This is a genomic window from Ornithinimicrobium faecis (assembly GCF_023923225.1).
Classification (GTDB): Bacteria; Actinomycetota; Actinomycetes; order Actinomycetales; family Dermatophilaceae; genus Ornithinicoccus; species Ornithinicoccus faecis.
Map to the genome: position 1 here is coordinate 4,519,093 of NZ_CP099489.1, position 19,090 is coordinate 4,538,182.

Consider the following 19,090-nt stretch of genomic DNA (forward strand, 5'->3'; position numbering starts at 1 on the left):
TGCACGACCCGACCCACGGCATACTGCCGGTCAGAACCCGGACGAGAAGGAAACCCACGCCCCATGGCCTATTTCGAACCCGTCAGTGCCACCAGCTTCCGCGCGACCGAGCACGTCAGCGGCGCCTGGAACATCACCGAGCAGCACATTGCTCCCGCTCTGGGGCTCCTCGCGCACGCTGTGGAGGCCGACCGGGACGCCCGACGCGACGACGATCTGATCATTGGCCGGCTGTCCTACGACATTCTGGGCACGCTGCCGGTCGATGTCGTCGACTGCTCGGTGACGGTGCTGCGTCCCGGCAGGACGATCGAGCTGGTCGAGGCACGCCTGAGCCACGGGGGTCGCGACGGTGTGATCCTGCGGGCCTGGCTGATGCGCCCTGGTGACACCTCGGCCCTGGCTGGCACACCGCTGCCCACCATCCCCGCACCCGAGGCGATGCCGACCTGGGACGCGACGACGGTGTGGCCTGGGGGTTTCATCGCCAGCGCGGAGGTCCGACGGGACCAGGTGGAGCCCGGTCGCGGCGCCTTCTGGGTGCGCTCTGACCAGCCGCTGCTGGAGGGCGTGCCGGTCAGCGGCCTGGCCCACACGGTCCGGTTGCTCGACATCTCCAACGGCATGACGGTGCGCGCTCAGCCTCAGGAGGTCGCCTTCCCCAACATCGACCTCACCGCACACTTCTTCGCCCAACCGCAGGGCGACTGGGTCGGCTTCGACACCTCGGTGAGCTTCGGCGCCAGCGGAGTCGGGCTGACCAGCAGCGTCCTGCACGACGAGACCGGCCCGGTCGGCACGATGGCGCAGATCCTCACCGTCCGACCCTGACGTATGCCGAGTGGTCGCCTCAGAGGGCGACCTCACCGCTGATCAGCACGTTGGCCTGGCCACCCACCCACACCTGCCCGTCCTTGAGCCGCAGGTCGACGCGGCCGGCCCGCCCCAGTGCTGTGCCCTGGCGCACGGTGAACGCCTCCGGGGCGAGACCGGCACCCGTCAGCCACACGCCGAAGCCGGCGTTGAGGCTGCCTGTCACGGGGTCCTCGTTGCTTCCGGGTCCGGGGACGAAGGCACGCACCTCGTAGTCGGCCGGGCCACCTGGGGCGTGCGGTCCGATGACGCCGAGGTCGAGATCGCCGAGGGCCGCGAAGTCCGGCTCCAGAGCCAGGACCTCGTCGGCTGAGTCGAGCACGACACCGACCCAACCGGGACCGTTGTCGATCCACTGGGCGTGCTTGATCTGCTCGGGACGGATCCGCAGCGCTGCCACGATCTGCTGCACATCAGGCTCCTCCACCTCACCCGAGCGGAGGAAGTCCGGCGCGGCGAAGGCCAGCTGCTCCTCGGCATACCGGATGGGGATCAGCCCGGCCCCGCACTCCTGGATGACCACGCCATCCGTGGCGGGCACCCCGCCGGCCTCGAGCCACGCGCGGGCACTGCCGAGCGTTGGGTGGCCCGCGAAGGGAAGCTCCTCGCTCGTGGTGAAGATGCGCACGCGATAGTCCGCCCCAGGATCCGTCGGCGGGAGCAGGAAGGTGGTCTCGGAGAGGTTGGTCCAGTTCGCGAACCGGGCAAGCTGGTCATCGGTGAGGCCGTCGGCGTCGTGCACCACCGCGAGCGGGTTGCCGCGGCACGGTTCGCTTGCGAAGACATCAACCTGGGAGAAGCGCATGACCCCAGTGTGCCCCGGTCCGCCAGAGACGGCCGACCCAATAAATCACGTGCGCCTGGCTCTGCCTCATGGTGCGATCGGGCCATGACGATCGCGTTGAGGACTCCCACCGTTGCTGAGCTGGCTGCCGCGCTGGACGTGCTGGCCTCCTGGCAGACCGAGGAGGCACCATTCCAGTTGCACCCCGGCGACATCGGCTGGTTCTGGCGGCACGGGCCGGAAGCAGCGGCGGCTGCCGTGCGCACCTGGAGCCGCGACGGGTCCCTGGTCGCGCTGGGGCTTCTTGATGAGCCGGACCTGCTGCGCCTGGCCATCGCACCCGGCGCGCACCAGGACCACGAGCTGGCCCAGCAGCTGGCGGACGACATCGCTGACCCGGACAGCGGGGTGCTGCCTGCGGGCACGGTCACCCTGGAGGTGGCTCGCGATGTGCTCCTCCACGACCTGCTCGACGAGAACGGGTGGGCCCGGGTCGACCCCTGGCCGATCCTGCACCACGACCTCGCGTCGGTGGACGAGCACGGGCTGCGCATCCAGGTGATCACCGAGCAAGAGGCATCGGTGTGGGCTCACGTCCACGGCGCTGCCTGGGGTGGGGGCCCGAGCGACGAGGCCGCGGTCGAAGCACGCTGGCACCGTTTCGCTGGCGGTCCGGCCTTCGCGAACGCACGGTGCCTCGTCGGCTGGGACCAGGAGGACAACGCCGTCGCCACCGTCACCGTGTGGGCAGCAGGTCCCGGCCGGCACGGCATCGTCGAGCCGATGGGCGTGCACCCGGATCACCGGGGGAAGGGCCACGGCCGCGCCATGAACCTCGCCGCCGCGAGCGCGCTGCTGGAGATGGGATCCACGTCCGCAATGGTCGCCACGCCTGGCTCAAACGTCGGCGCCGTCGCTGCCTACGAGGCAGCCGGCTTCCGGTCCCTCTACGAGCGCCTCGACCGCCGCCGGGACTCCTGACGAGAAGCCGCCGGATGCACGGCTGACCGCCACGTGAGCCGCCAGCAACGCCGGGGCACCCTCATCTCAGGGGGATTTTGGTTGCTCGCGCCAGGCCCGCTCAAAGGGCAGTCGCCAGGCGTGCGGCGCGATCAGTTGGTGGATCGCATTCGGCCCCCAGGTTCCTGGAGCGTAGGGCTTGACCGGCGGCGGATTCTCCAGCAGCGGCGCGGCGCGTGCCCACAGGCTCTCGATGCCTTCGGCGGTCGTGAACAGCGTGTGGTCGCCGTGCATCGCGTCCAGGATCAGCCGCTCGTAGGCCTCCAGGACGTCACCGGCCGCCGCTGTCTCCCGGGTGGAGAACTGCATGGACAGCTTCTCCAACTTCATCCCCGGCCCGGGTCGCTTGCCATAGAAGGACAACGACACTTTGGACTCATCAGCCAGGTCGAACGTCAGGTGATCCGGGCCAGCCTGTCCGACACCGGAGTTGGACGGGAACATGGAGCGCGGGGCCTCCTTGAAGGCGATGGAGATGATGCGCGCTCCCTCAGCCATCCTCTTGCCCGTGCGCAGATAGAACGGGACACCCGCCCAGCGCCAGTTGTCGATCTGACAGCGCAGCGCGATGAAGGTCTCGGTGTCCGAGTCCCTGGCGACCCCCTCCTCGGTGAGGTACTCGGCATACTGCCCGCGCACGACATGCGCCGGATCGAGCGGGAGCAGTGAGCGGAAGACCTTGTTCTTCTCCTCGCTGATGGCCCCCGGCTCCAGAGCGGTGGGCGGCTCCATCGCGACGAAGGCCAGCACCTGGAACAGGTGGCTCACCACCATGTCCTTGAAGGCTCCGGTTGCCTCGTAGAACCCGGCGCGCCGGTCCAGGCCGAGAGTCTCTGGGATGTCGATCTGCACGTGATCGATGAAGTTGCGGTTCCAGATGGGCTCGAACAGGCCGTTGGCGAAGCGGAACGCCAGGATGTTCTGGGCCGCTTCCTTGCCGAGAAAGTGATCGATCCGGAAGATCTGCTCCTCGGTGAAGGTCTCGTGGATGTGTGCGTTGAGGTCGACGGCGCTGGCCAGGTCCGTGCCGAACGGCTTCTCCATCACGATGCGAGAGTCGGTGACCAGGTCGGCGTCGCGCAACAACTCGATCACGGACAGCGCGGCCTTCGGGGGGACGCTCAGATAGTGCAGCAGTCCAGCGTCCTCCCCCATCGACGCCTGTCCTTCGCGGACGACCCGCGCCAGCGCCTGTGCGCCCGCTGCGGACGGCACGAAGTGGAGACGCTCGGCGAACTTGGCCCACTCCTGATCACTGAGGTCCCGGTTGCCGAACTCGTGGATGGCCTGCTTGGCGAACTCCCGGAACTCGGCATCGTCGAGTTCCTCCAACGACGTCCCGACGACCCTGATCTCCGGGGCCAACTCAGACACGGACAGATAGGCCAGTCCAGGAAGGAGCTTGCGCCGCGCGAGATCGCCACACGCCCCGAACAGCACGATGACGTGGGGGTCGGCGAACTCCGTCGCTTGCGGTGCCGGCCCGAGCCCGGGATAGGACGTGGTCTGGGCGAGTGGATCGATCCGGTCAGTCACCCTGCGGAGTCTTGCAGCAACCTGCAGAGGTGTCGAGGGCAACGTGGCAAGGGAACGAGGATCGGGAGGGGGTTAGTCGGTGCCGACGAAGCCGGACTCAAAAGCAGCGATGACCGCCTGCGTGCGGTCGCGGGCGTCGAGCTTGGTCAGCAGCGAGCGCACATAGGTCTTGACGGTCTCGCGGCCCAGGAAGAGCTCGGCCGCGATCTCGGCGTTGCTGTGGCCCCGAGCCAGCAGGCGCAACACCTCAGCCTCACGGGTCGACAACGCCGGCAGCACCCGAGCAGGCCGGGCCGTGCGACGCACCAGGTCGCGGATGGCATCCGGGAAGAGCAGTCCATCCACCGCCGCGACGGTCCGCACCGCGTGCACCAACTGATCGGCGCCAGCGCGCTTGAGCAGGAAACCGTGGGCGCCCGCCTCGAGCGCCTCCAACACATACGAATCGTGCTCGAAGGTCGTCACCACCAGCACCCGCGGTGGGTCGTCGGCTCGCAGCAACCGCCGCGTCGCCTCAATGCCGTCCAGACGGGGCATCCGCACGTCCATCACCACCACGTCGGGCGTGACCTGCCGCGCTCGAGTCAGGGCCTCCGCGCCGTCTGCTGCCTCGCCCACCACCTCGAGGTCGGGCTCGGATCCGAGGATCGCGGCGAAGCCCGAGCGGACCATGGCGTCGTCATCCACCACGAGCACGCTGATCATGAGTCACCTCTGGCCGGCAGGCTCGCCTCAAGCCGCCACCACGGCCGCCCGTCGAGGCTGACCGGACCGGCAACGAGGGTTCCACCGGCCAGGGTCAGGCGCTCGCGCATCCCCACGAGTCCGCGGCCGCCGGCGCGTGCTGTCCCCTCGCCAAGGACTGGGTTCTCCACCAGGATCTCGATGCGCCCATCCTCCACCTGCACCCGGCCACGTGCCTCACCGGACCCGTGACGGTGGACGTTGGTCAGGGCCTCCTGCACCACCCGGTATGCCGTGCGCGCGGCCTCCGCACCCACGTCACCGATGGCGTCGTCACAGGTGATGGTGGAGCGGCCCTGCGGGCCGAGGTCGCCCAGCAGGTCGGCGATCGGCGCCAGGCTCGGCGCGGGGTCGAGGGGTGGGCCATCGACGCGAGTGCCCTCACGCAGCGAGCCGAGCACCTCGTCGAGCTCGGACACCGCTGCCCGCGTGGCCTTGGAGATCTGCTCCAGAGCCCGCTGGGCAAAGGCAGGATCCCGGCTGGCGACCCGCGCGCCAGCCTCGGCCTGCACCCCGATCGCCGTCAGGGAGTGCCCGATGGAGTCGTGCAGCTCACGCGCCAACTCGTGCGAGCGCAGGAGCCGCGCACGATCCTCCTCGGCCAGCAGGAGCAGGTCGCCAGATGTTGGTCCCAGGACGCGCGGTGCCAGGGCACGCAGCAGCGCCACCAGGACCACCTGCCCCAGGGTCCCGAGGAGCAACAGGGCCAGGCCGAGGGCACCCACTGCCACAGCAGGCAGGGAGCGCAACATCTCCGGCAGGGACTCGCCGACACCGTCATTGACCGTGGCGACCAGCAGGACGAGACCCTGGGGCACGCACCAGAGCAGCGCCAGCAGCGACGTGCCCCCGAGCAGGATGACGATGACAGCCCAGAGCAACCCACGACGGCGCGACTCCCAGGAAGAACTGTCGGCTGGCCGAGTCAGTGGCACCTCGAGCAGGGTGCTGGCCAGCCCCACCTCGGCCGCGCGGACCGGCGGAGCGAGCAGCAGGGCCACCACGATGACACCCACGAGCGCAACGAGGGTCGCCATCACCAGCCGCACCGAGCCCTGCGTGGTGACGATGGTCATGCTGAATCCGAAGGTCAGCCACGCCACCAGGGCCGCGCAGGCACCGCCCACCAACAGGTGCAGCAGTCCCTTCGTCCAGCGTCCGACCATGATTGCCAGTCTGGCAGCAGACGGCGGCGGCCTCCTCCCCCTTATGAGGGAGCGCGAACCCTCGCCGGTGGGAGGTGCGCCTGGCCACCACCGCGGGACGGTGGAGCCATGAACACCAGAACAAGCTCCGCTCCAGCCACCAGACAACCAACCACCACGCATCGTCCCGACTCCGGGTCCCTGCCGCCGGTGGGGCCGGCACGTCGGGCACTCGCCGGGTTCGCCGCACTGACGACCCTGCCCTATCTGGCCCTCAAGGTGTCCTGGCTGGCCGGGATGCGGACCGGGCTCAACGACCCGGAGTTCGGCCACAGCAGCACCATGTTCTGGCTGAACTCCCTGACCATGGGCCTGGATGTCGTCGCCCTCGTGCTCGCCGTGATCTTCCTGACGCGGCGCGGCCTGCGCGCTCCGGCCTGGCTGGTCCTGCCGCCAATGTGGATCGGCGCCGGTCTGCTGGGCCAGATCCTGCTCGCCCTGCCGCTGGCGGTGTTCGTCAACACCGTGGCTCCCTCGCACCCGCCGACCGACGAGATCCCGCCGCTGGCCGACTGGGTCTATCCGCTGGTGTATGCCGGCTTCGCCGGGTTGGGCATCGGCCTGCTCGGGGCGTTCGCGATCTATGCCCGGCAGCGCTGGGGAGGACGGTCCCTGCCACCGGTGACCGCGCGGGCACGCCGGATGCTGCGCGGTGCGGCAGTCCTGATCGTGGGCGCTGGCGTCGTGCACACGGTCGTGTCCGGTGTGCCGCTGGATGCCCGGTTGCTCGATCTGGCGGTCGCGGTGGTGACCGCTGCAGCACTGCTCGCTCTCGGCCGTCCGAGTCTGCGCGGTCGGAGGGCCACGACAGCGCTCGTGGTCGCCTTCGTGGGGACCGGGGCCGTGGTCGCCTGGGGCACCTATCTCGGGGTGATCACGGCGATCCCCAACGAGTTGGTCGGACAGACGGAGACCGACTGGGCAACGGTCGGTGGTGCGGCGCTGCGCATGGCGGCCGGTTTCGTCGGCGTCGGTGCACTGGCGGTCCGGCTGACCCGGCGGTGACGACTTGGTAGGGACAACTTGGCTCTAGACGGCGTGGCTGAGGCCCTCGACCAGCGCCAGGGCTCCCATGCCAGCGAGCACCAGTCCGGACAGGATCTCGAACGCCGAGCCGGTGAGGACCCGACCGACCCGGCCACGTCCGGCGACCGAGGCCAGGACCACCAGCCAGAGGCCGACGCTGCCGGCGGCGATGGCCGGGACGACCACCGCTGAGCCGACCGTCAGCTCCGCCGGCAGCACGCGGGGGAAGGCGGCCAGGAAGATCAGGCCGGTCTTCGGGTTGGTCAGGCTGCTGGCCAGTCCGACGGCCAGCGGTCGACTCGGGGGCGCCAGCGCGGCACCGGAGGTGTGGTGACGCAGCCCGTTGCGCAGGGCGAGCAGTCCCAGGACGAGGATCAGCAGGCCGCCGACGGCAGTGACCGTCGGGAGCAGGTGCGGCCAGGCGTCCAGCGCCAGCCGCAGGCCGGTCAGGGCGAACAGTGACCAGACCACGATCCCGGCTGCCGCACCGGCCGCATAGCGATAGCCCGCCGTCGCCGAACGGGCGCCACAGCGCAGGGTGAGCAACGTGTCCGGCCCCGGAGTGAGAGCGAGAATCACGCTGACCGAGATCAGGCCGCTGAGCAGTGGCCAGGTCACGTCGAGACCCTTGAGACCGTCGGGACCGCTGGGACCGCCGGGACTGCTGAGCAGACCCGCGCGAACGGAGCCGGCGAGACAGGGAGGAAGTGGCGGTGGGGCACTCTCTCAGAATGAGGCCGCCACCATGTCGGCACAAGCAATGATCTGCACACAATCGTTCGTTCCTGCCTTATCTTTGAGCACATGATCGACGTGCAGCGCCTTCGGGTCTGGCAGGCAGTGGTCGCGAGTGGCTCGGTGCACGCGGCGGCCCGGCACCTGGGCTACACCCCGTCGACGGTCAGTCAGCACGTCAAGCTCCTGGCGCGCGAGACCGGCCTGGTGCTGGCCACGCGAGTCGGGCGGGGCATCGAGCCCACCGCTGCCGGGCTGCGTCTTGCCGAGGAGGGCAGCGAGGTGATCTCCAGTCTGGGGCGACTGGATCACGTCGTGTCCGACCTGCGGGATGGTCGCACCGACCACCTGAGCATCGCGTGCTTCGCGTCGGTCGCCCAGACGTGGGTGCCGGAGGTCGCAGAGCGGCTGCGTCACGAGCTCCCCGGCGTGGTCCTCGAGGTCAGCATCAGCGAGCCCCACGGCGGGCGAGGACGACGAGCACCCGATCTCGAGGTGGCCTCAGAGGCCCCGGATGAAGCCGGGTCGACCGGCGCGGCCTTCGTCCGCCACGACCTGGGCCTGGACCCCTTCGTCGTGGCCCTGCCCGTCGGCCACCGGCTTGCCTCAGCTGATGAGGTCCGCGTCGCCGAGTTGGCCGACGAGACCTGGATCGACAACGTCGTCTATGACAGCCCCACCCTGCGGATCCTGGTCGAGGCGTGCCGGGCCGCGGGGTTCCAGCCACAGTTTGCCGCCCGCTGCGATGACCACCAGGCGACCCTCGGCCTGGTCGCGGCCGGGCTCGGCATCACCGGCCTGCCCTCCCTCGCAGCCCACCGACTGCCGGACGGCGTGGTCGCCGTGCCGCTGGTGGACCCCGTGCCCCAACGCCGGATCGTCGCCAACCAGCGCCACCTCACCGCCCACACCCGGGCCTCCGCCGTGGCCCTGGAGGCCCTGCAACAGCTGGCCACCCAGGTGCGCGAATAGCGCAGAGAGGCCAGGATGTCGGGACAGGATGTTGACCGAGGGCGACCGTCCACGAAAGGACGCACCATGACCCAACCACCACCCGCCCAGTCAGCACCCGCCCAGCCAGAACCCACACCGGCGGCCGCGGGACTACCCGACGGATCGGCATACGTCCTGCACATCGACTGTCCCGAACGGCCCGGGCTCGCGCACCTGGTGACCGGCTTCCTGCAGGACTGGCACGCGGACATCCTGGAGCTCAAGCAGTTCGACGACTTCCGTGCCGGGCGGTTCTTCCTGCGCGTGCACTTCGTGCTCGACCGCCAACACGAGGACCCCGGGGCGGAGGGTTTGCGCGCCGCCTTCGCACCGCTCGCAGAGCAGTGTGACGGCACCTTCGACATCCGGGCTGCGAGCGCCAGGCGGCGCGTGCTGATCATGGTCAGCAAGTTCCCCCATGCCCTCAACGACCTGCTCTTTCGCGCCCGCAACGATGAGCTCGGCGCCGAGATCGTCGCCGTCGTGTCGAATCACCCGGACGCGCAGCAGCTGGTGGAGTGGCACAAGATCCCGTTCTTCCACGTCCCGATCACCAGGGACACCAAACCAGCGGCCGAGGCCCGTCTGTTGGAGCTCGTCGAACAGTTCGACGTCGAGCTGGTGGTGCTGGCTCGCTATATGCAGATCTTCAGTGACGAGCTGTCCCGCACCCTCAGCGGGCGGGCCATCAACATCCACCACTCGTTCCTGCCCAGCTTCAAGGGGGCCAAGCCCTATCACCAGGCCTATGACCGCGGTGTCAAGACGGTCGGGGCGACCGCGCACTATGTCTCCAGCGACCTGGACGAGGGCCCGATCATCGCCCAGAGCGTGCAGGAGGTGGACCACTCCTTTGGCCCGGAGGAACTGGTCGCCGCCGGGCGCGACACCGAGTGCAAGGCGCTGTCCAATGCGGTCCGCTGGCACTGCGAGGACCGCGTCTTCCTGCACGGCCACCGCACGGTCATCCTGCGCTGACTGGCCGACCCTGGACGGCAACCGCGCTGGGCCCGACACTTGAGCCCATGACGTCCTGGTTCAACAACCCTGCAGCCCGCCGGTGGTCCCTCGATCGCCGCTCAGACGACCCGGCCGAAGGCACCGCGCGCGACTTCCACCGCACCCTGCCCGACTATGCGCCGACCCCTCTCGTGGACCTTCCTGCCCTGGCCGCCGAGCTCGGCGTGGGGCGGGTGCTCGTCAAGGACGAGTCGTCCCGTCTCGGCCTGCCGGCCTTCAAGATCCTCGGGGCCTCCTGGGCGTGCCGACAGGCGGTCACCCGCAGCCCCGGAGCCCACCTGGTGACGGCCACGGACGGCAACCACGGACGGGCCGTGGCCCGGATGGCTCGCGAACTGGACACGAGCGCAACGATCTTCGTGCCGGCCGTCATGCCTGGGAGCACTGCCGCCCTGATCGCCGCCGAGGGTGCCGAGGTGGTCCGCGTGGACGGGGACTACGACGAGTCGGTGCGCACTGCTGCCAGGCACGCCGCCGCTGACCCGGACCGCGAGCTCGTGCAGGACACCGCCTGGGAGGGCTATGAGCAGGTGCCCCAGTGGATCGTCGACGGCTATCAGACGCTGCTGGCCGAGGTCGACGAGGAGCTCGGCAGACAACCCGACCTCGTCGCCGTGCCCGTGGGCGTCGGGTCCCTCGCCCAGGCGGTCGTGGAGCATTATCGGATGGCCGGCCCCCGAGCGCACGCGGCCGCCGACCCAGCGCACCGCACCCGGCTGCTCTCGGTGGAGCCCGACACCGCCGCCTGCGTCCTGACCAGCCTGCACCACGGCACACCCACCTCCGTGCCGACGGCGGCCACCATCATGGCGGGCCTCAACTGCGGGACGATCTCGAGCCTGGCCTGGCCCGTGCTGCGCGACGGCTGCGACGCCGCCGTCGCCGTCCCTGACGAGGCTGCCCTGACCGCCTCGCGAGACCTTGAGGCCCTCGGCGTCTCCGCCGGCCCCTGCGGTGCCGCGACCCTGGCCGGGGTGCGTGCCGCCCTGAGCGACCCGGGCCGGCGGACCGAGCTCGACCTTCCGGAGGACGCCGTCGTCGTCCTGCTGTCCACGGAGGGGCTGGACTCAGCATGACGTCCTCGCCCACGCCCGACCCGACCCTGGTGGCCCGAGCGCGTGCCTGGCGGCACCACCTCCACGCCCACCCCGAGACGGCCTTCGAGGAGCACCAGACCGCGGCCTACGTCGCCGCGGTCCTGGAGGACCAGGGGTATGCCGTGGTGCCGGGGATCGGTGGCACCGGCATCGTCGCGTCGCTCACCCGAGGGACGTCTGACCGGGCCGTCGGCCTGCGGTCGGACATGGATGCCCTGCCCATCCAGGAGGTGGCCGGACGCCAGCACGGGTCGGTCAACGCCGGGGTCATGCACGCCTGTGGCCACGACGGACACCTGGCGATGGTCCTCGGGGCAGCAGCCGTCCTCGCGGAGCAGGACGGTCTTGACGGGACCGTCCGGCTGATCCTGCAACCGGCCGAGGAGCCGGGACGGGGAGCACGGGCCATGCTCGACGACGGGCTGCTGGAGCGCTTTCCCCTGGACGTCCTCTATGGCCTGCACAACCTGCCCGGACTGCCGGCCGGCCACCTGCACGTGCGGGCGGGCGGCATCATGGCCAGCGAGGACAACTTCACCATCGTCGTCCACGGCCGCGGCGGCCATGCTGCCCGCCCTGAGGCTGTCGTGGACCCCCTAGTCGTTGGAGCCGAGATCGTGCTGGCCCTGCAGACCGTGGTCGCGCGCAACGTCGACCCGGTGTCGCCGGCGGTGGTCTCGTGCACGGGGTTCGAGACTGATGGCGCCCGCAACGCGATCCCCTCGACCGTGCGGATCAGCGGCGACACCCGCAGCTTCCACCCACAGGTCCAGGAACTGCTCGAGGCACGCATCCGCGCCCTGGCGGCCGGCATCGCGTCCGCCCACGGGGCCAGCGTCGAGGTGACCTACACCCACGAGTTCGCGCCCACGATCAATGACCCGGAGGTCACCTCGCGCGCCGTCGCTGCTGCCCGTGCGGCCCTCGGACCCGCCCGCGTCGAGGCCAACTGTGCGCCGATCATGCCGAGCGAGGACTTCGGGGTGTTCGCCCACCACGTGCCGGCCTGCTTCGCCCTGCTGGGCAACGGGACCGAGCCGGGGCACGGCGGCACGCCTCTGCACAGTGCCGACTATGAGTTCAACGACGACATCCTGGCGGCGGGCATCGCCTTCTTCGTCCAGGCCGTGCGCAACGAGCTGTCCAGCACCTGAGCCTGCCAAACCCCTCGCACGACCGGCGGGTGCGCGGCATACTCACCTCACATGAGCGAGGACCCCCACCCGAGCAAGGTCGACGACGCCGACCCGCACCTGGCACGCGTGCGCGCCCTCTGTCTGGCGTTGCCCGACGCCGCCGAGAAACGGTCACACGGCAGCCCAACCTTCTTCACCCGCAAGGTTTTTGCGACCTTCGGTGGCTCGCGCAAGGGGGACCACTACTCGCCCATCGCCCGGCACGCCCTGCTCTTCCTGCCCGACGCCTCGGAGCGCGAGGCCCTCGTCGAGGACGAGCGGTTCTTTGTGCCGGCCTATGTCGGGCCATCGGGCTGGCTGGGCCTCAGTTTCCACCTCGTGGGCGGGGTCGATCAGGTGGACTGGGAGGAGGTCGGCGAGCTCATCGAGATGTCCTATCGACTCACCGCACCGGCCAGCCTCGTCCGCGAGCTGGACGAGCGAAGCGCGCACTGATCCGGAACACAGCCCGGACGCAGCGGTGGTCAGGCCTGGTCGCGCCAGTAGTTGTTGGCAGCTGCGATCGTGGCGAACTCCACCGCCACCACGTGACCGGCCGCAGTCAGTGCCTCGGCGCTCGTCGCATAACCGGGCCGCAGGACCTGGCGGACCTCGGCATCCGGCTGCATCGCCCCGATCGTCTTGCGGGCCAGCATGATGGCCAACTCACGACCCTCCTGGGGTGTTGCGGTCATCAGGGTGTCTCCCGGGACGAGTTCCACGGTGATCGATCTCCTCAGCTCGTGACGTGGCCCCTCCTGCAGGGGCCCGTCAGGTGATCGTGGCACCAAACGCGATCTCGGTCCATGCTCCAATTCCTCTTAACCCATAACCCCTAACCCCACGCCTGCTCGACGCGCGACCGGAGGTCGTGCAGACGCTCCACCGGCTCGTTCGCGAACACCAGCCGCAGATAGGCACTGCCCGTCGGCCCCCAGCCGGACATCGCCGTCGCAGCGACCCGTCCCCGCTCGAAGAGTCGCTCCGAGGCTTCGGCCGGCGTCAGACCCAGCTGGCCCGTGTCGATCAACAGTGACCACCCACCGTGGGGACGCACCACGGGATACCCAGAGAGCTGTTCCAGGATCACCTCGCACCGCTCCCGCCACGTGTCCACGGCTCGACGGACATCCTCGTCGGCATCGGGAGCATCAAGCGCGGCGGCCACGGCCTCCTGGGCGAGCCCGACCTGGCAGACGACATTGGTGAGACCCACGAGGTTGATGTCCGCCATGATGCTCTCCGGGCCGACCACCCACCCGACTCGCCAACCGATCATGCGCAGCTCCTTCGAGGCCGAGCCCACGGTGATCGTGCGCTCGGCCAGGTCCTCGACCTGGGCCGGGTGGACCCGCTCGGCCGCATCGAAGCGGATGCGCTCCATCGCGGCGTCATAGATGAGCCACGCCCGATGGCCCCTGAGCGCTCGTGCGAGCGCCTCCCAGTGGGGGCGCCCGAGGACCGAGCCGGTGGGCATCGCCGGAGACATCATCAGCACCGCGGCGGTTCGCTGCGTGACAGCGGCGGCCAGCTCGTCCGGGTCAAGCTCCCAGCCAGCTCCGGTCGGCCGGAGCGGCACAAACCTCGGCACTCCCCCGGCGAGCCGGACCCGGTTGACCAGCCCGGCATAGATCGGGTCGACCAGGACGACCTCATCACCCGGCTCGATGACGGCCAAAAGTGTGTTGAGGATCCCGTTGAGGCCGCCCGCCGTGATCACACACTCGCTCACCGGGTCGTAGGTGTGCCCGGACAGTCGGCCCACGTGTGCGGCGGCTGCCCGGCGCAGGGTCAGGCTGCCCTGGAACGGCAGGTAACTGTTTGCTGCGTCCGCGTCGACGGCGATCCGGGTCTGGTCGAGAGCGACGGCAGGTGGCCGGAGGTCGGTGTCGAGATTCTCCAGGCGCAGCAGGCTGTCATCGCCCTCTTGGTCGGCCCGGTCACCCATCCGGTCCACACCGATGCCGGGGATGCCGTGCAGGCGGGTCACTGTCATGGTCTTCTCCATCGTTCTGTTTACAGAACCCATAAACTACGCCAGTGCCCGACGCAACGCCACCAGATTCCTCGTCTCCCGATCTGCGGGCCGCGATCGGGCACCGGATCAGGACGCTGCGCACCCGCCGGGACATCCCGTTGAGCGCGCTGGCCGCCGCCACCCACCTCGGCAAGGGCACGCTGTCCGAGCTCGAGCGTGGTCAGCGCAACCCGACCCTCGACACCCTCTTTGCGATCGCCACCGCCCTGTCCGTGCCGCTGAGCGACCTGCTGGCGACCACACCCGACAGCGGAGTCGGTGCCCGTGTCAGTGCCGGGGACGGTGCCGGTGTCAGTGCCGGGGACGGTGCCCGTGTCAGTGCCGGCCCCACTGCCCACGGCCAGAACGTCGACGCCGAGCTGCTCGGGCGGTGGGAGGACGGGGCCGAGATCGTCGAGACCTATCGGATGACGATCGGGGCGGGGCGCCGTCAGTCCCAGCCACACGCAGTGGGAGTGCTGGAGAGCATCACAGTGATCAGCGGCACCGTCGTGGTGGGGACTCACGCCACCCCCACGCAGTTGTCCAACGGCCAGAGCCACACGTTTGCCGGGGACACGGAGCACTTCTATGAGGGGATCACGGCGCGCAGCAGCACCGTCCTGGTGATGCGCTATCCCACCTGAGCCTGCCCGGCGTCACGGTGGATCCGCTCGATGAGCTCGATGACCGCCAGGCTGTCGCGCGGGTCGACGGGGGGTTGCGCACCGGTGGTCAGCGTCTGTGCCACGCCGCGATAGAAGGCGCCGTAGTCGCCCGGCAGCAACGGGACGCGCCGCTCGTCCTCTCCGTGCACCCCCACGAGGGCGTCGCGGTCCTGCTCGCGCTGGCCGAACCCCTCCTGGCCCGGCCGTGCGCCCGCGACGAGTTGCCCCTCCAGCGGGTCCAATCCGTATGCCGTGAAGCCGGCCCGGTCTCCCAGCACCCGAAAGCGTGGGCCCTGTTGCGGGGCAACCGCACTCATCCACAGGTGCGAGATCGCGCCACCGGCGTGCTGCAGTGCGACAAAGGTGTCGTCATCGGCCCCCTGACCGGGACGCAGGGCCCGCACCTCGGCATACAGATCCTCGACCGGACCGAGGAGGTGGACCGCCTGGTCGATCAGGTGCACCCCCAGGTCATAGAGCACGCCCACCCCGGTGCCCGTGGCCCCCGCCTTCCAGGCCTTGGTCTCGGTGGGCTTCCACCGCTCGAAGCGCGACTCCAGCCGTCGGACCTCGCCGAGTTGTCCCGTCTCCACCAGCTCACGCAGGGTGCGGAAGTCACCGTCCCAGCGGCGATTCTGGAAGGGGATGACGGTGCGTCCCACCCGCTCGGCGAGGGCGAGCAGGGCGTGGCCCTCCTCGGCGGTGACGGTGAGCGGCTTGTCGACGACGACGTGGAAGCCAGCCTCCAGCAGCGCGCTCGCCTGCTCCGCGTGCCGCACCGGCGGCGTGGAGACGACCCCGAGCTGCAGATCGAGCTCCGGGGCCAGCCCCAGCAGAGTGTCGAGATCCGGGACGATCCGCGCCCCCGGGTGCTCGGCGCGCGCCGCCTCGGCCCGCTCCGGGTCGCTGGTGACGATGGCCGCGATGGTGAAGTCTGGGTCGGCCGCCAGGAAGGGCGCGTGGAAGATGCGCCCACCGAGCCCGAAGCCGACCAGAGCTGTGCTGATGGTCATGTCGACAGCCTGCCAGTGATCAGAGGGAGCGGGCCACCATCTCCTTCATGATCTCGTTGGTGCCGCCATAGATCTTCTGCACGCGCGCGGACGCAAACATCCGGGCGATGGGGTATTCGGACATGTAGCCGTAGCCACCGAAAATCTGCAGGCACCGGTCGACCACCTTGCTCTGGACGTCTGTGCACCAGAACTTGGCCAGTGACGCGGTCGCTGAGTCGAGCTCGCCGGCGACATGACGCTGCAGGCAGCTGTCCACCAGGGTGCGGGCCGCGAGGGCGTCCGCGGCGCACTCTGCCAGCACGAAGCGCGTGTTCTGGAAGGACATGAGGTCCTGCCCGAACGCCTCGCGCTCTCGTGCATAGGCGACGGCGAGCCGGACCGCGGCCTCCGCCGTCGCTGCCGCGGACACCGCGATGATGAGCCGCTCCTGCGGCAGCTGCGCCATGAGCTGGGCAAACCCTCGCCCCGCGACCCCGCCGAGCAGGTTGGCGGCGGGGACCCGCATGTCGACAAAGGACAGCTCACGGGTGTCCTGGCCGTGCTGACCGATCTTGCCCAGGACGCGGCCCCGCTCGAAGCCCGGCAGGTCGGCGGTCTCGGCCACGATCAGGGACAGACTCTTGCCCCCAGGCTCGTCGCTGGTGCGCGCGACCATGATGACGAGGTCGCAGTGGGTGCCGTTGGAGATGAAGGTCTTGGCGCCATTGACCACATAATCGTCGCCGTCGCGCACGGCGCGGGTGCGGATGGCCTGCAGGTCCGACCCGGTGGTCGGCTCGGTCATCGCGATGGCCCCGACGAGCTCACCGGAGGCCATCCCCGGCAACCACCGGGCCTTCTGCTCGCTCGTGCCGAACGCGTTGAGATAGTGCGCGACGATCGTGCTGTGCACGGAGTTAGACCACGCATCGTCGGCCACCCGGGCCTGCTCGATGGCGATGACCGCCTCGTGAGCAAAGGTGCCGCCACCGCCGCCGTGCTCCTCGGGGATGCTGATGCACAGCAGGCCTGCCCGGCCAGCGGCTCGCCAGAGGTCACGGTCCACCATGTGCTGATCGGCAAAGCGCGCCTGGTGCGGCACAAGCTCCCGCTCCAGGAACGTGCGAGCCAGCGTCCCGAGATCCTCCAGCTCCTCGGTCAGCCAGGGCGAGCGATAGTCATCCAGGATCATCGGGCCTGCCCTCCTGCTGCGGGGAAGACGCGGGTGAAGACGCGCTCGATGACCTCGTGGGTGATGTGCCCCGGGTCGGCCAGATGGCGCATCATCAGCCCCTCACCGAGGGCCGCCCACGCGATCGCCAGGTCCTGCGCCGCAGCAGCATCCTCAGCCCCCGCGGCCAGGTGCTCGGCGTGCAGCTGGTCCACCTGGCGATAGCGCTCGGCGATCTCCTGGAGCATCTCGGGGTCCTCACGCACGGCATACATCAGGGCCTCGAACGTCAGCAGCCCCCAGTCGCGGCGGAACTGGTCGGCGGTGTCCGCGGCACCGGCGGGGTCGGCCTCCCGCGTCCGGCGGATGTGCCGGTCGAGCACCGCGAGGAACAGCTCGGTCTTGCCGGAGAAGTTCGCATAGACGGCCCCCTTGGTGTAGCCCGCGGCGAGCGCGATCTCCGCGACCGAGGTGGCGTGAAAGCCGCGCTCGGCAAAGGCGGTCTGGGCCGCGTCGAGCAACTCCTCGTGGGTGCGGGCCTGACGTTCGGACCGGGACAGCAACTTCTCCACCATGGCCCGAGGATACGCGTTGACATCCCAGCGGGAATTCACATACCGTTGAGAATCTCAGTTCTCACCGGTATCCCAACGAAGGGTCGCCATGTCTGCGCTCCGCATCTTCACGCCCCTGCGCTCCCCTGGGCTGCGCCGGCTCTGGCCGGGCCAGGTCGCGGCGCTGTTCGCGGCCGAGATCCACCTGGTGGTCATTGCCTGGCTGGCGCTCGAGCTCACCGGTTCCGGCTTCGCCCTGGGGGCGGTGCTGGGGGTCGGCCTGCTGCCCCGCATCGTCTTCACACTCGTCGGCGGAGTCGCCGCCGACCGGCTCGGCCACCGCCGGATCCTGGTCTGGTGCAATGCGATCCGTGCCGTGATCGTCGGCGCGCTGGCACTGGCCACCGTCCTCGAGATGGTCCAGGTGTGGCACCTGTATGTCGTGGCGCTGCTGCTGGGGTCGATCAGCTCGTTCTATGCCCCGGCCATCTATTCATCGGTGCCGCGTGAGTGCCCTCCCGAGGACCTGCGGGCCGGCAACGCGCTGATGCGCGGGACGGCCGAGGCGGCCGGCGTGATCGGCCCGGTGGCCGGTGGTGCGCTGGTTGCCCTCGTGGGGACCGGCTGGGCGATGTGGGGCACTGCCGGGCTGTATGCCGTGGCGTGCCTGACCATGGCCCTCCTGCTGCGCGCCGGTGGCTGGGTCCGCCCCGGGGTCCCCGTGGGAGCGCCTGTCGCCGGCGAAGCCACCGGGTCAACTCCGCGGCGACGCCAGCTCGTGCACGACCTGCGGGACGGCTTCGCGACCGTGCGCAACGACGGCTTCCTGGTGCGTGTGCTGATCCTCCTGGCGGTGGCGGCCGTGGCCCTGTCCGGTCCGATCACGGTCGGCATCCCGTGGCTGGCGCGCGAGGAGTTCGGCGTGAGCGCCTCGGCCTTCGGCGTGCTGCTGGCCATGTGGACCGCAGGGTCCCTGCTGGGGGTGCTGGCTGCCGGATCGAGCGAGCGCCTGCCCTCCTGGCGCACCCTGATGACCGTCCTGACGCTGGTGATGACGGTCAGCCTGGCCACGCTGGGCCTCGTGCGTGAGCTGCCGGTGGCCGCCGTCTGCCTGCTGCTGATGGGTGCGGCTGCCGGTGCCTTCAACATCGTGCTGGTCACCTGGCTGCAGGAGCGCACCAGCCCCGAGCGCCTGGGCCGGATGATGAGCTTGGCAGAGCTGGCCGAGTTGGTCGCGTCCCCCGCGTCCTACCTGGCGGCCGGGCTGATGCTGGACATCTCGGTGCTCGCGATGTTCCTCGGCGCGTCCGTCGTCTTTCTCATCGGTGCCTTGGCGGTCCTCCTCGCGGGGCAACCCCAGCCGCACCCTGCTGAGGGGCACCGACGTCAGGAAGGTGAGCCTCGGCATACGAGGTCTGCCGTTCCTGATCCGTGATGGACAAAGGACTTTGCCGGGTCCGGGCGCCCCCGTAAGGTC

General features: G+C 69.9%; 20 protein-coding genes. 10 read left to right on the plus strand and 10 right to left on the minus strand.

The window, feature by feature from the left end:
* Positions 1-63: 63 nt before the first annotated feature.
* Positions 64-831 carry a thioesterase family protein gene (locus NF556_RS20850; protein WP_252593243.1) on the plus strand — a complete coding sequence of 256 codons (768 nt, stop codon included), beginning with the start codon at positions 64-66 and terminating at the stop codon, positions 829-831.
* Positions 832-850: 19 nt separating this feature from the next.
* Here the strand turns inward: NF556_RS20850 and NF556_RS20855 are convergent, their stop codons facing one another.
* Complete coding sequence (locus tag NF556_RS20855) at positions 851-1,678, minus strand: PhzF family phenazine biosynthesis protein (RefSeq protein WP_252593245.1); 828 nt, start codon at positions 1,676-1,678, stop codon at positions 851-853.
* Positions 1,679-1,762: 84 nt separating this feature from the next.
* Here NF556_RS20855 and NF556_RS20860 point away from each other — a divergent pair, with 84 nt between their 5' ends.
* A complete protein-coding gene (locus tag NF556_RS20860; protein WP_252593247.1) occupies positions 1,763-2,638 on the plus strand; it encodes a GNAT family N-acetyltransferase in 876 nt (291 codons plus the stop codon).
* Positions 2,639-2,704: 66 nt separating this feature from the next.
* On the opposite strand, the gene zwf is transcribed toward NF556_RS20860, so the two are convergent.
* From zwf to NF556_RS20875, 3 genes are all read right to left on the minus strand, one after another.
* Positions 2,705-4,213 carry a glucose-6-phosphate dehydrogenase gene (gene zwf, locus NF556_RS20865; protein ID WP_425606983.1) on the minus strand — a complete coding sequence of 503 codons (1,509 nt, stop codon included), beginning with the start codon at positions 4,211-4,213 and terminating at the stop codon, positions 2,705-2,707.
* Positions 4,214-4,285: 72 nt separating this feature from the next.
* Complete coding sequence (locus NF556_RS20870) at positions 4,286-4,918, minus strand: response regulator transcription factor (protein ID WP_252593248.1); 633 nt, start codon at positions 4,916-4,918, stop codon at positions 4,286-4,288.
* On the minus strand, positions 4,915-6,123 hold the full coding sequence (locus NF556_RS20875; RefSeq protein ID WP_252593250.1) for a sensor histidine kinase: 1,209 nt from the start codon (positions 6,121-6,123) through the stop codon (positions 4,915-4,917). The genes NF556_RS20870 and NF556_RS20875 overlap by 4 nt, the downstream gene beginning before the upstream one ends.
* Before the next feature lie 108 nt (positions 6,124-6,231).
* On the opposite strand from NF556_RS20875, the gene NF556_RS20880 reads away from it, so the two are divergent.
* Complete coding sequence (locus NF556_RS20880) at positions 6,232-7,167, plus strand: hypothetical protein (RefSeq protein WP_252593252.1); 936 nt, start codon at positions 6,232-6,234, stop codon at positions 7,165-7,167.
* A gap of 24 nt (positions 7,168-7,191) precedes the next feature.
* Here the strand turns inward: NF556_RS20880 and NF556_RS20885 are convergent, their stop codons facing one another.
* The gene (locus NF556_RS20885; RefSeq protein ID WP_252593254.1) at positions 7,192-7,806 is read right to left on the minus strand and encodes a LysE family transporter; all 615 of its coding nucleotides are present in this window, start codon (positions 7,804-7,806) and stop codon (positions 7,192-7,194) included.
* Between the two features lie 186 nt (positions 7,807-7,992).
* Here NF556_RS20885 and NF556_RS20890 point away from each other — a divergent pair, with 186 nt between their 5' ends.
* The 5 genes from NF556_RS20890 (at position 7,993) to NF556_RS20910 (ending at position 12,664) form a co-directional block, all read left to right on the plus strand.
* The gene (locus NF556_RS20890; protein WP_252593256.1) at positions 7,993-8,895 is read left to right on the plus strand and encodes a LysR family transcriptional regulator; all 903 of its coding nucleotides are present in this window, start codon (positions 7,993-7,995) and stop codon (positions 8,893-8,895) included.
* Positions 8,896-8,961: 66 nt separating this feature from the next.
* A complete protein-coding gene (purU, locus tag NF556_RS20895; RefSeq protein WP_252593258.1) occupies positions 8,962-9,894 on the plus strand; it encodes a formyltetrahydrofolate deformylase in 933 nt (310 codons plus the stop codon).
* A 47-nt stretch (positions 9,895-9,941) separates the two neighbouring features.
* Positions 9,942-11,012, plus strand: a complete 1,071-nt coding sequence (locus NF556_RS20900) for a pyridoxal-phosphate dependent enzyme (RefSeq protein ID WP_252593261.1) — start codon at positions 9,942-9,944, stop codon at positions 11,010-11,012.
* The gene (locus NF556_RS20905) at positions 11,009-12,187 is read left to right on the plus strand and encodes an amidohydrolase (protein WP_252593263.1); all 1,179 of its coding nucleotides are present in this window, start codon (positions 11,009-11,011) and stop codon (positions 12,185-12,187) included. The genes NF556_RS20900 and NF556_RS20905 overlap by 4 nt, the downstream gene beginning before the upstream one ends.
* Before the next feature lie 51 nt (positions 12,188-12,238).
* Positions 12,239-12,664, plus strand: coding sequence for an MmcQ/YjbR family DNA-binding protein (locus tag NF556_RS20910; RefSeq protein ID WP_252593265.1), 426 nt, complete (start codon positions 12,239-12,241; stop codon positions 12,662-12,664).
* Positions 12,665-12,693: 29 nt separating this feature from the next.
* Here the strand turns inward: NF556_RS20910 and NF556_RS20915 are convergent, their stop codons facing one another.
* Positions 12,694-12,903 carry a hexameric tyrosine-coordinated heme protein gene (locus tag NF556_RS20915; protein ID WP_252593267.1) on the minus strand — a complete coding sequence of 70 codons (210 nt, stop codon included), beginning with the start codon at positions 12,901-12,903 and terminating at the stop codon, positions 12,694-12,696.
* A 140-nt stretch (positions 12,904-13,043) separates the two neighbouring features.
* On the minus strand, positions 13,044-14,204 hold the full coding sequence (locus NF556_RS20920; RefSeq protein WP_252593269.1) for a pyridoxal phosphate-dependent aminotransferase: 1,161 nt from the start codon (positions 14,202-14,204) through the stop codon (positions 13,044-13,046).
* A gap of 44 nt (positions 14,205-14,248) precedes the next feature.
* On the opposite strand from NF556_RS20920, the gene NF556_RS20925 reads away from it, so the two are divergent.
* On the plus strand, positions 14,249-14,872 hold the full coding sequence (locus NF556_RS20925) for an XRE family transcriptional regulator (RefSeq protein ID WP_252593271.1): 624 nt from the start codon (positions 14,249-14,251) through the stop codon (positions 14,870-14,872).
* On the opposite strand, the gene NF556_RS20930 is transcribed toward NF556_RS20925, so the two are convergent.
* Genes NF556_RS20930 through NF556_RS20940 form a run of 3 tightly spaced genes read right to left on the minus strand, consistent with a single transcriptional unit; the run spans position 14,860 to position 17,634 of the window.
* Positions 14,860-15,906, minus strand: coding sequence for a Gfo/Idh/MocA family protein (locus NF556_RS20930; RefSeq protein ID WP_252593273.1), 1,047 nt, complete (start codon positions 15,904-15,906; stop codon positions 14,860-14,862). The genes NF556_RS20925 and NF556_RS20930 overlap by 13 nt on opposite strands.
* Positions 15,907-15,925: 19 nt before the next feature.
* Positions 15,926-17,080: an acyl-CoA dehydrogenase family protein gene (locus NF556_RS20935; protein WP_252593274.1), complete on the minus strand. Its 1,155-nt coding sequence runs from the start codon at positions 17,078-17,080 to the stop codon at positions 15,926-15,928.
* Entirely contained in the window at positions 17,077-17,634 is a 558-nt protein-coding gene (locus tag NF556_RS20940; RefSeq protein WP_252593276.1) for a TetR/AcrR family transcriptional regulator, read from the minus strand. The genes NF556_RS20935 and NF556_RS20940 overlap by 4 nt, the downstream gene beginning before the upstream one ends.
* A gap of 88 nt (positions 17,635-17,722) precedes the next feature.
* Between NF556_RS20940 and NF556_RS20945 the strand changes: the two genes are divergently transcribed.
* On the plus strand, positions 17,723-19,048 hold the full coding sequence (locus NF556_RS20945) for an MFS transporter (protein ID WP_252593277.1): 1,326 nt from the start codon (positions 17,723-17,725) through the stop codon (positions 19,046-19,048).
* Positions 19,049-19,090 lie beyond the last annotated feature (42 nt).

Excerpts from the sequence above, each read along its gene's own strand:
- NF556_RS20930 (WP_252593273.1), bottom strand. The coding sequence starts at position 15,906 with ATGACCATCAGCACAGCTCTGGTCGGCTTCGGGCTCGGTGGGCGCATC.
- NF556_RS20855 (WP_252593245.1), bottom strand. The coding sequence starts at position 1,678 with ATGCGCTTCTCCCAGGTTGATGTCTTCGCAAGCGAACCGTGCCGCGGC.
- NF556_RS20940 (WP_252593276.1), bottom strand. The coding sequence starts at position 17,634 with ATGGTGGAGAAGTTGCTGTCCCGGTCCGAACGTCAGGCCCGCACCCAC.
- NF556_RS20890 (WP_252593256.1), top strand. The coding sequence starts at position 7,993 with ATGATCGACGTGCAGCGCCTTCGGGTCTGGCAGGCAGTGGTCGCGAGT.
- NF556_RS20850 (WP_252593243.1), top strand. The coding sequence starts at position 64 with ATGGCCTATTTCGAACCCGTCAGTGCCACCAGCTTCCGCGCGACCGAG.
- NF556_RS20875 (WP_252593250.1), bottom strand. The coding sequence starts at position 6,123 with ATGGTCGGACGCTGGACGAAGGGACTGCTGCACCTGTTGGTGGGCGGT.
- NF556_RS20900 (WP_252593261.1), top strand. The coding sequence starts at position 9,942 with ATGACGTCCTGGTTCAACAACCCTGCAGCCCGCCGGTGGTCCCTCGAT.
- NF556_RS20920 (WP_252593269.1), bottom strand. The coding sequence starts at position 14,204 with ATGACAGTGACCCGCCTGCACGGCATCCCCGGCATCGGTGTGGACCGG.
- purU (WP_252593258.1), top strand. The coding sequence starts at position 8,962 with ATGACCCAACCACCACCCGCCCAGTCAGCACCCGCCCAGCCAGAACCC.
- NF556_RS20860 (WP_252593247.1), top strand. The coding sequence starts at position 1,763 with ATGACGATCGCGTTGAGGACTCCCACCGTTGCTGAGCTGGCTGCCGCG.
- NF556_RS20870 (WP_252593248.1), bottom strand. The coding sequence starts at position 4,918 with ATGATCAGCGTGCTCGTGGTGGATGACGACGCCATGGTCCGCTCGGGC.
- NF556_RS20915 (WP_252593267.1), bottom strand. The coding sequence starts at position 12,903 with ATGACCGCAACACCCCAGGAGGGTCGTGAGTTGGCCATCATGCTGGCC.
- NF556_RS20935 (WP_252593274.1), bottom strand. The coding sequence starts at position 17,080 with ATGATCCTGGATGACTATCGCTCGCCCTGGCTGACCGAGGAGCTGGAG.
- NF556_RS20945 (WP_252593277.1), top strand. The coding sequence starts at position 17,723 with ATGTCTGCGCTCCGCATCTTCACGCCCCTGCGCTCCCCTGGGCTGCGC.
- NF556_RS20910 (WP_252593265.1), top strand. The coding sequence starts at position 12,239 with ATGAGCGAGGACCCCCACCCGAGCAAGGTCGACGACGCCGACCCGCAC.
- NF556_RS20905 (WP_252593263.1), top strand. The coding sequence starts at position 11,009 with ATGACGTCCTCGCCCACGCCCGACCCGACCCTGGTGGCCCGAGCGCGT.
- NF556_RS20880 (WP_252593252.1), top strand. The coding sequence starts at position 6,232 with ATGAACACCAGAACAAGCTCCGCTCCAGCCACCAGACAACCAACCACC.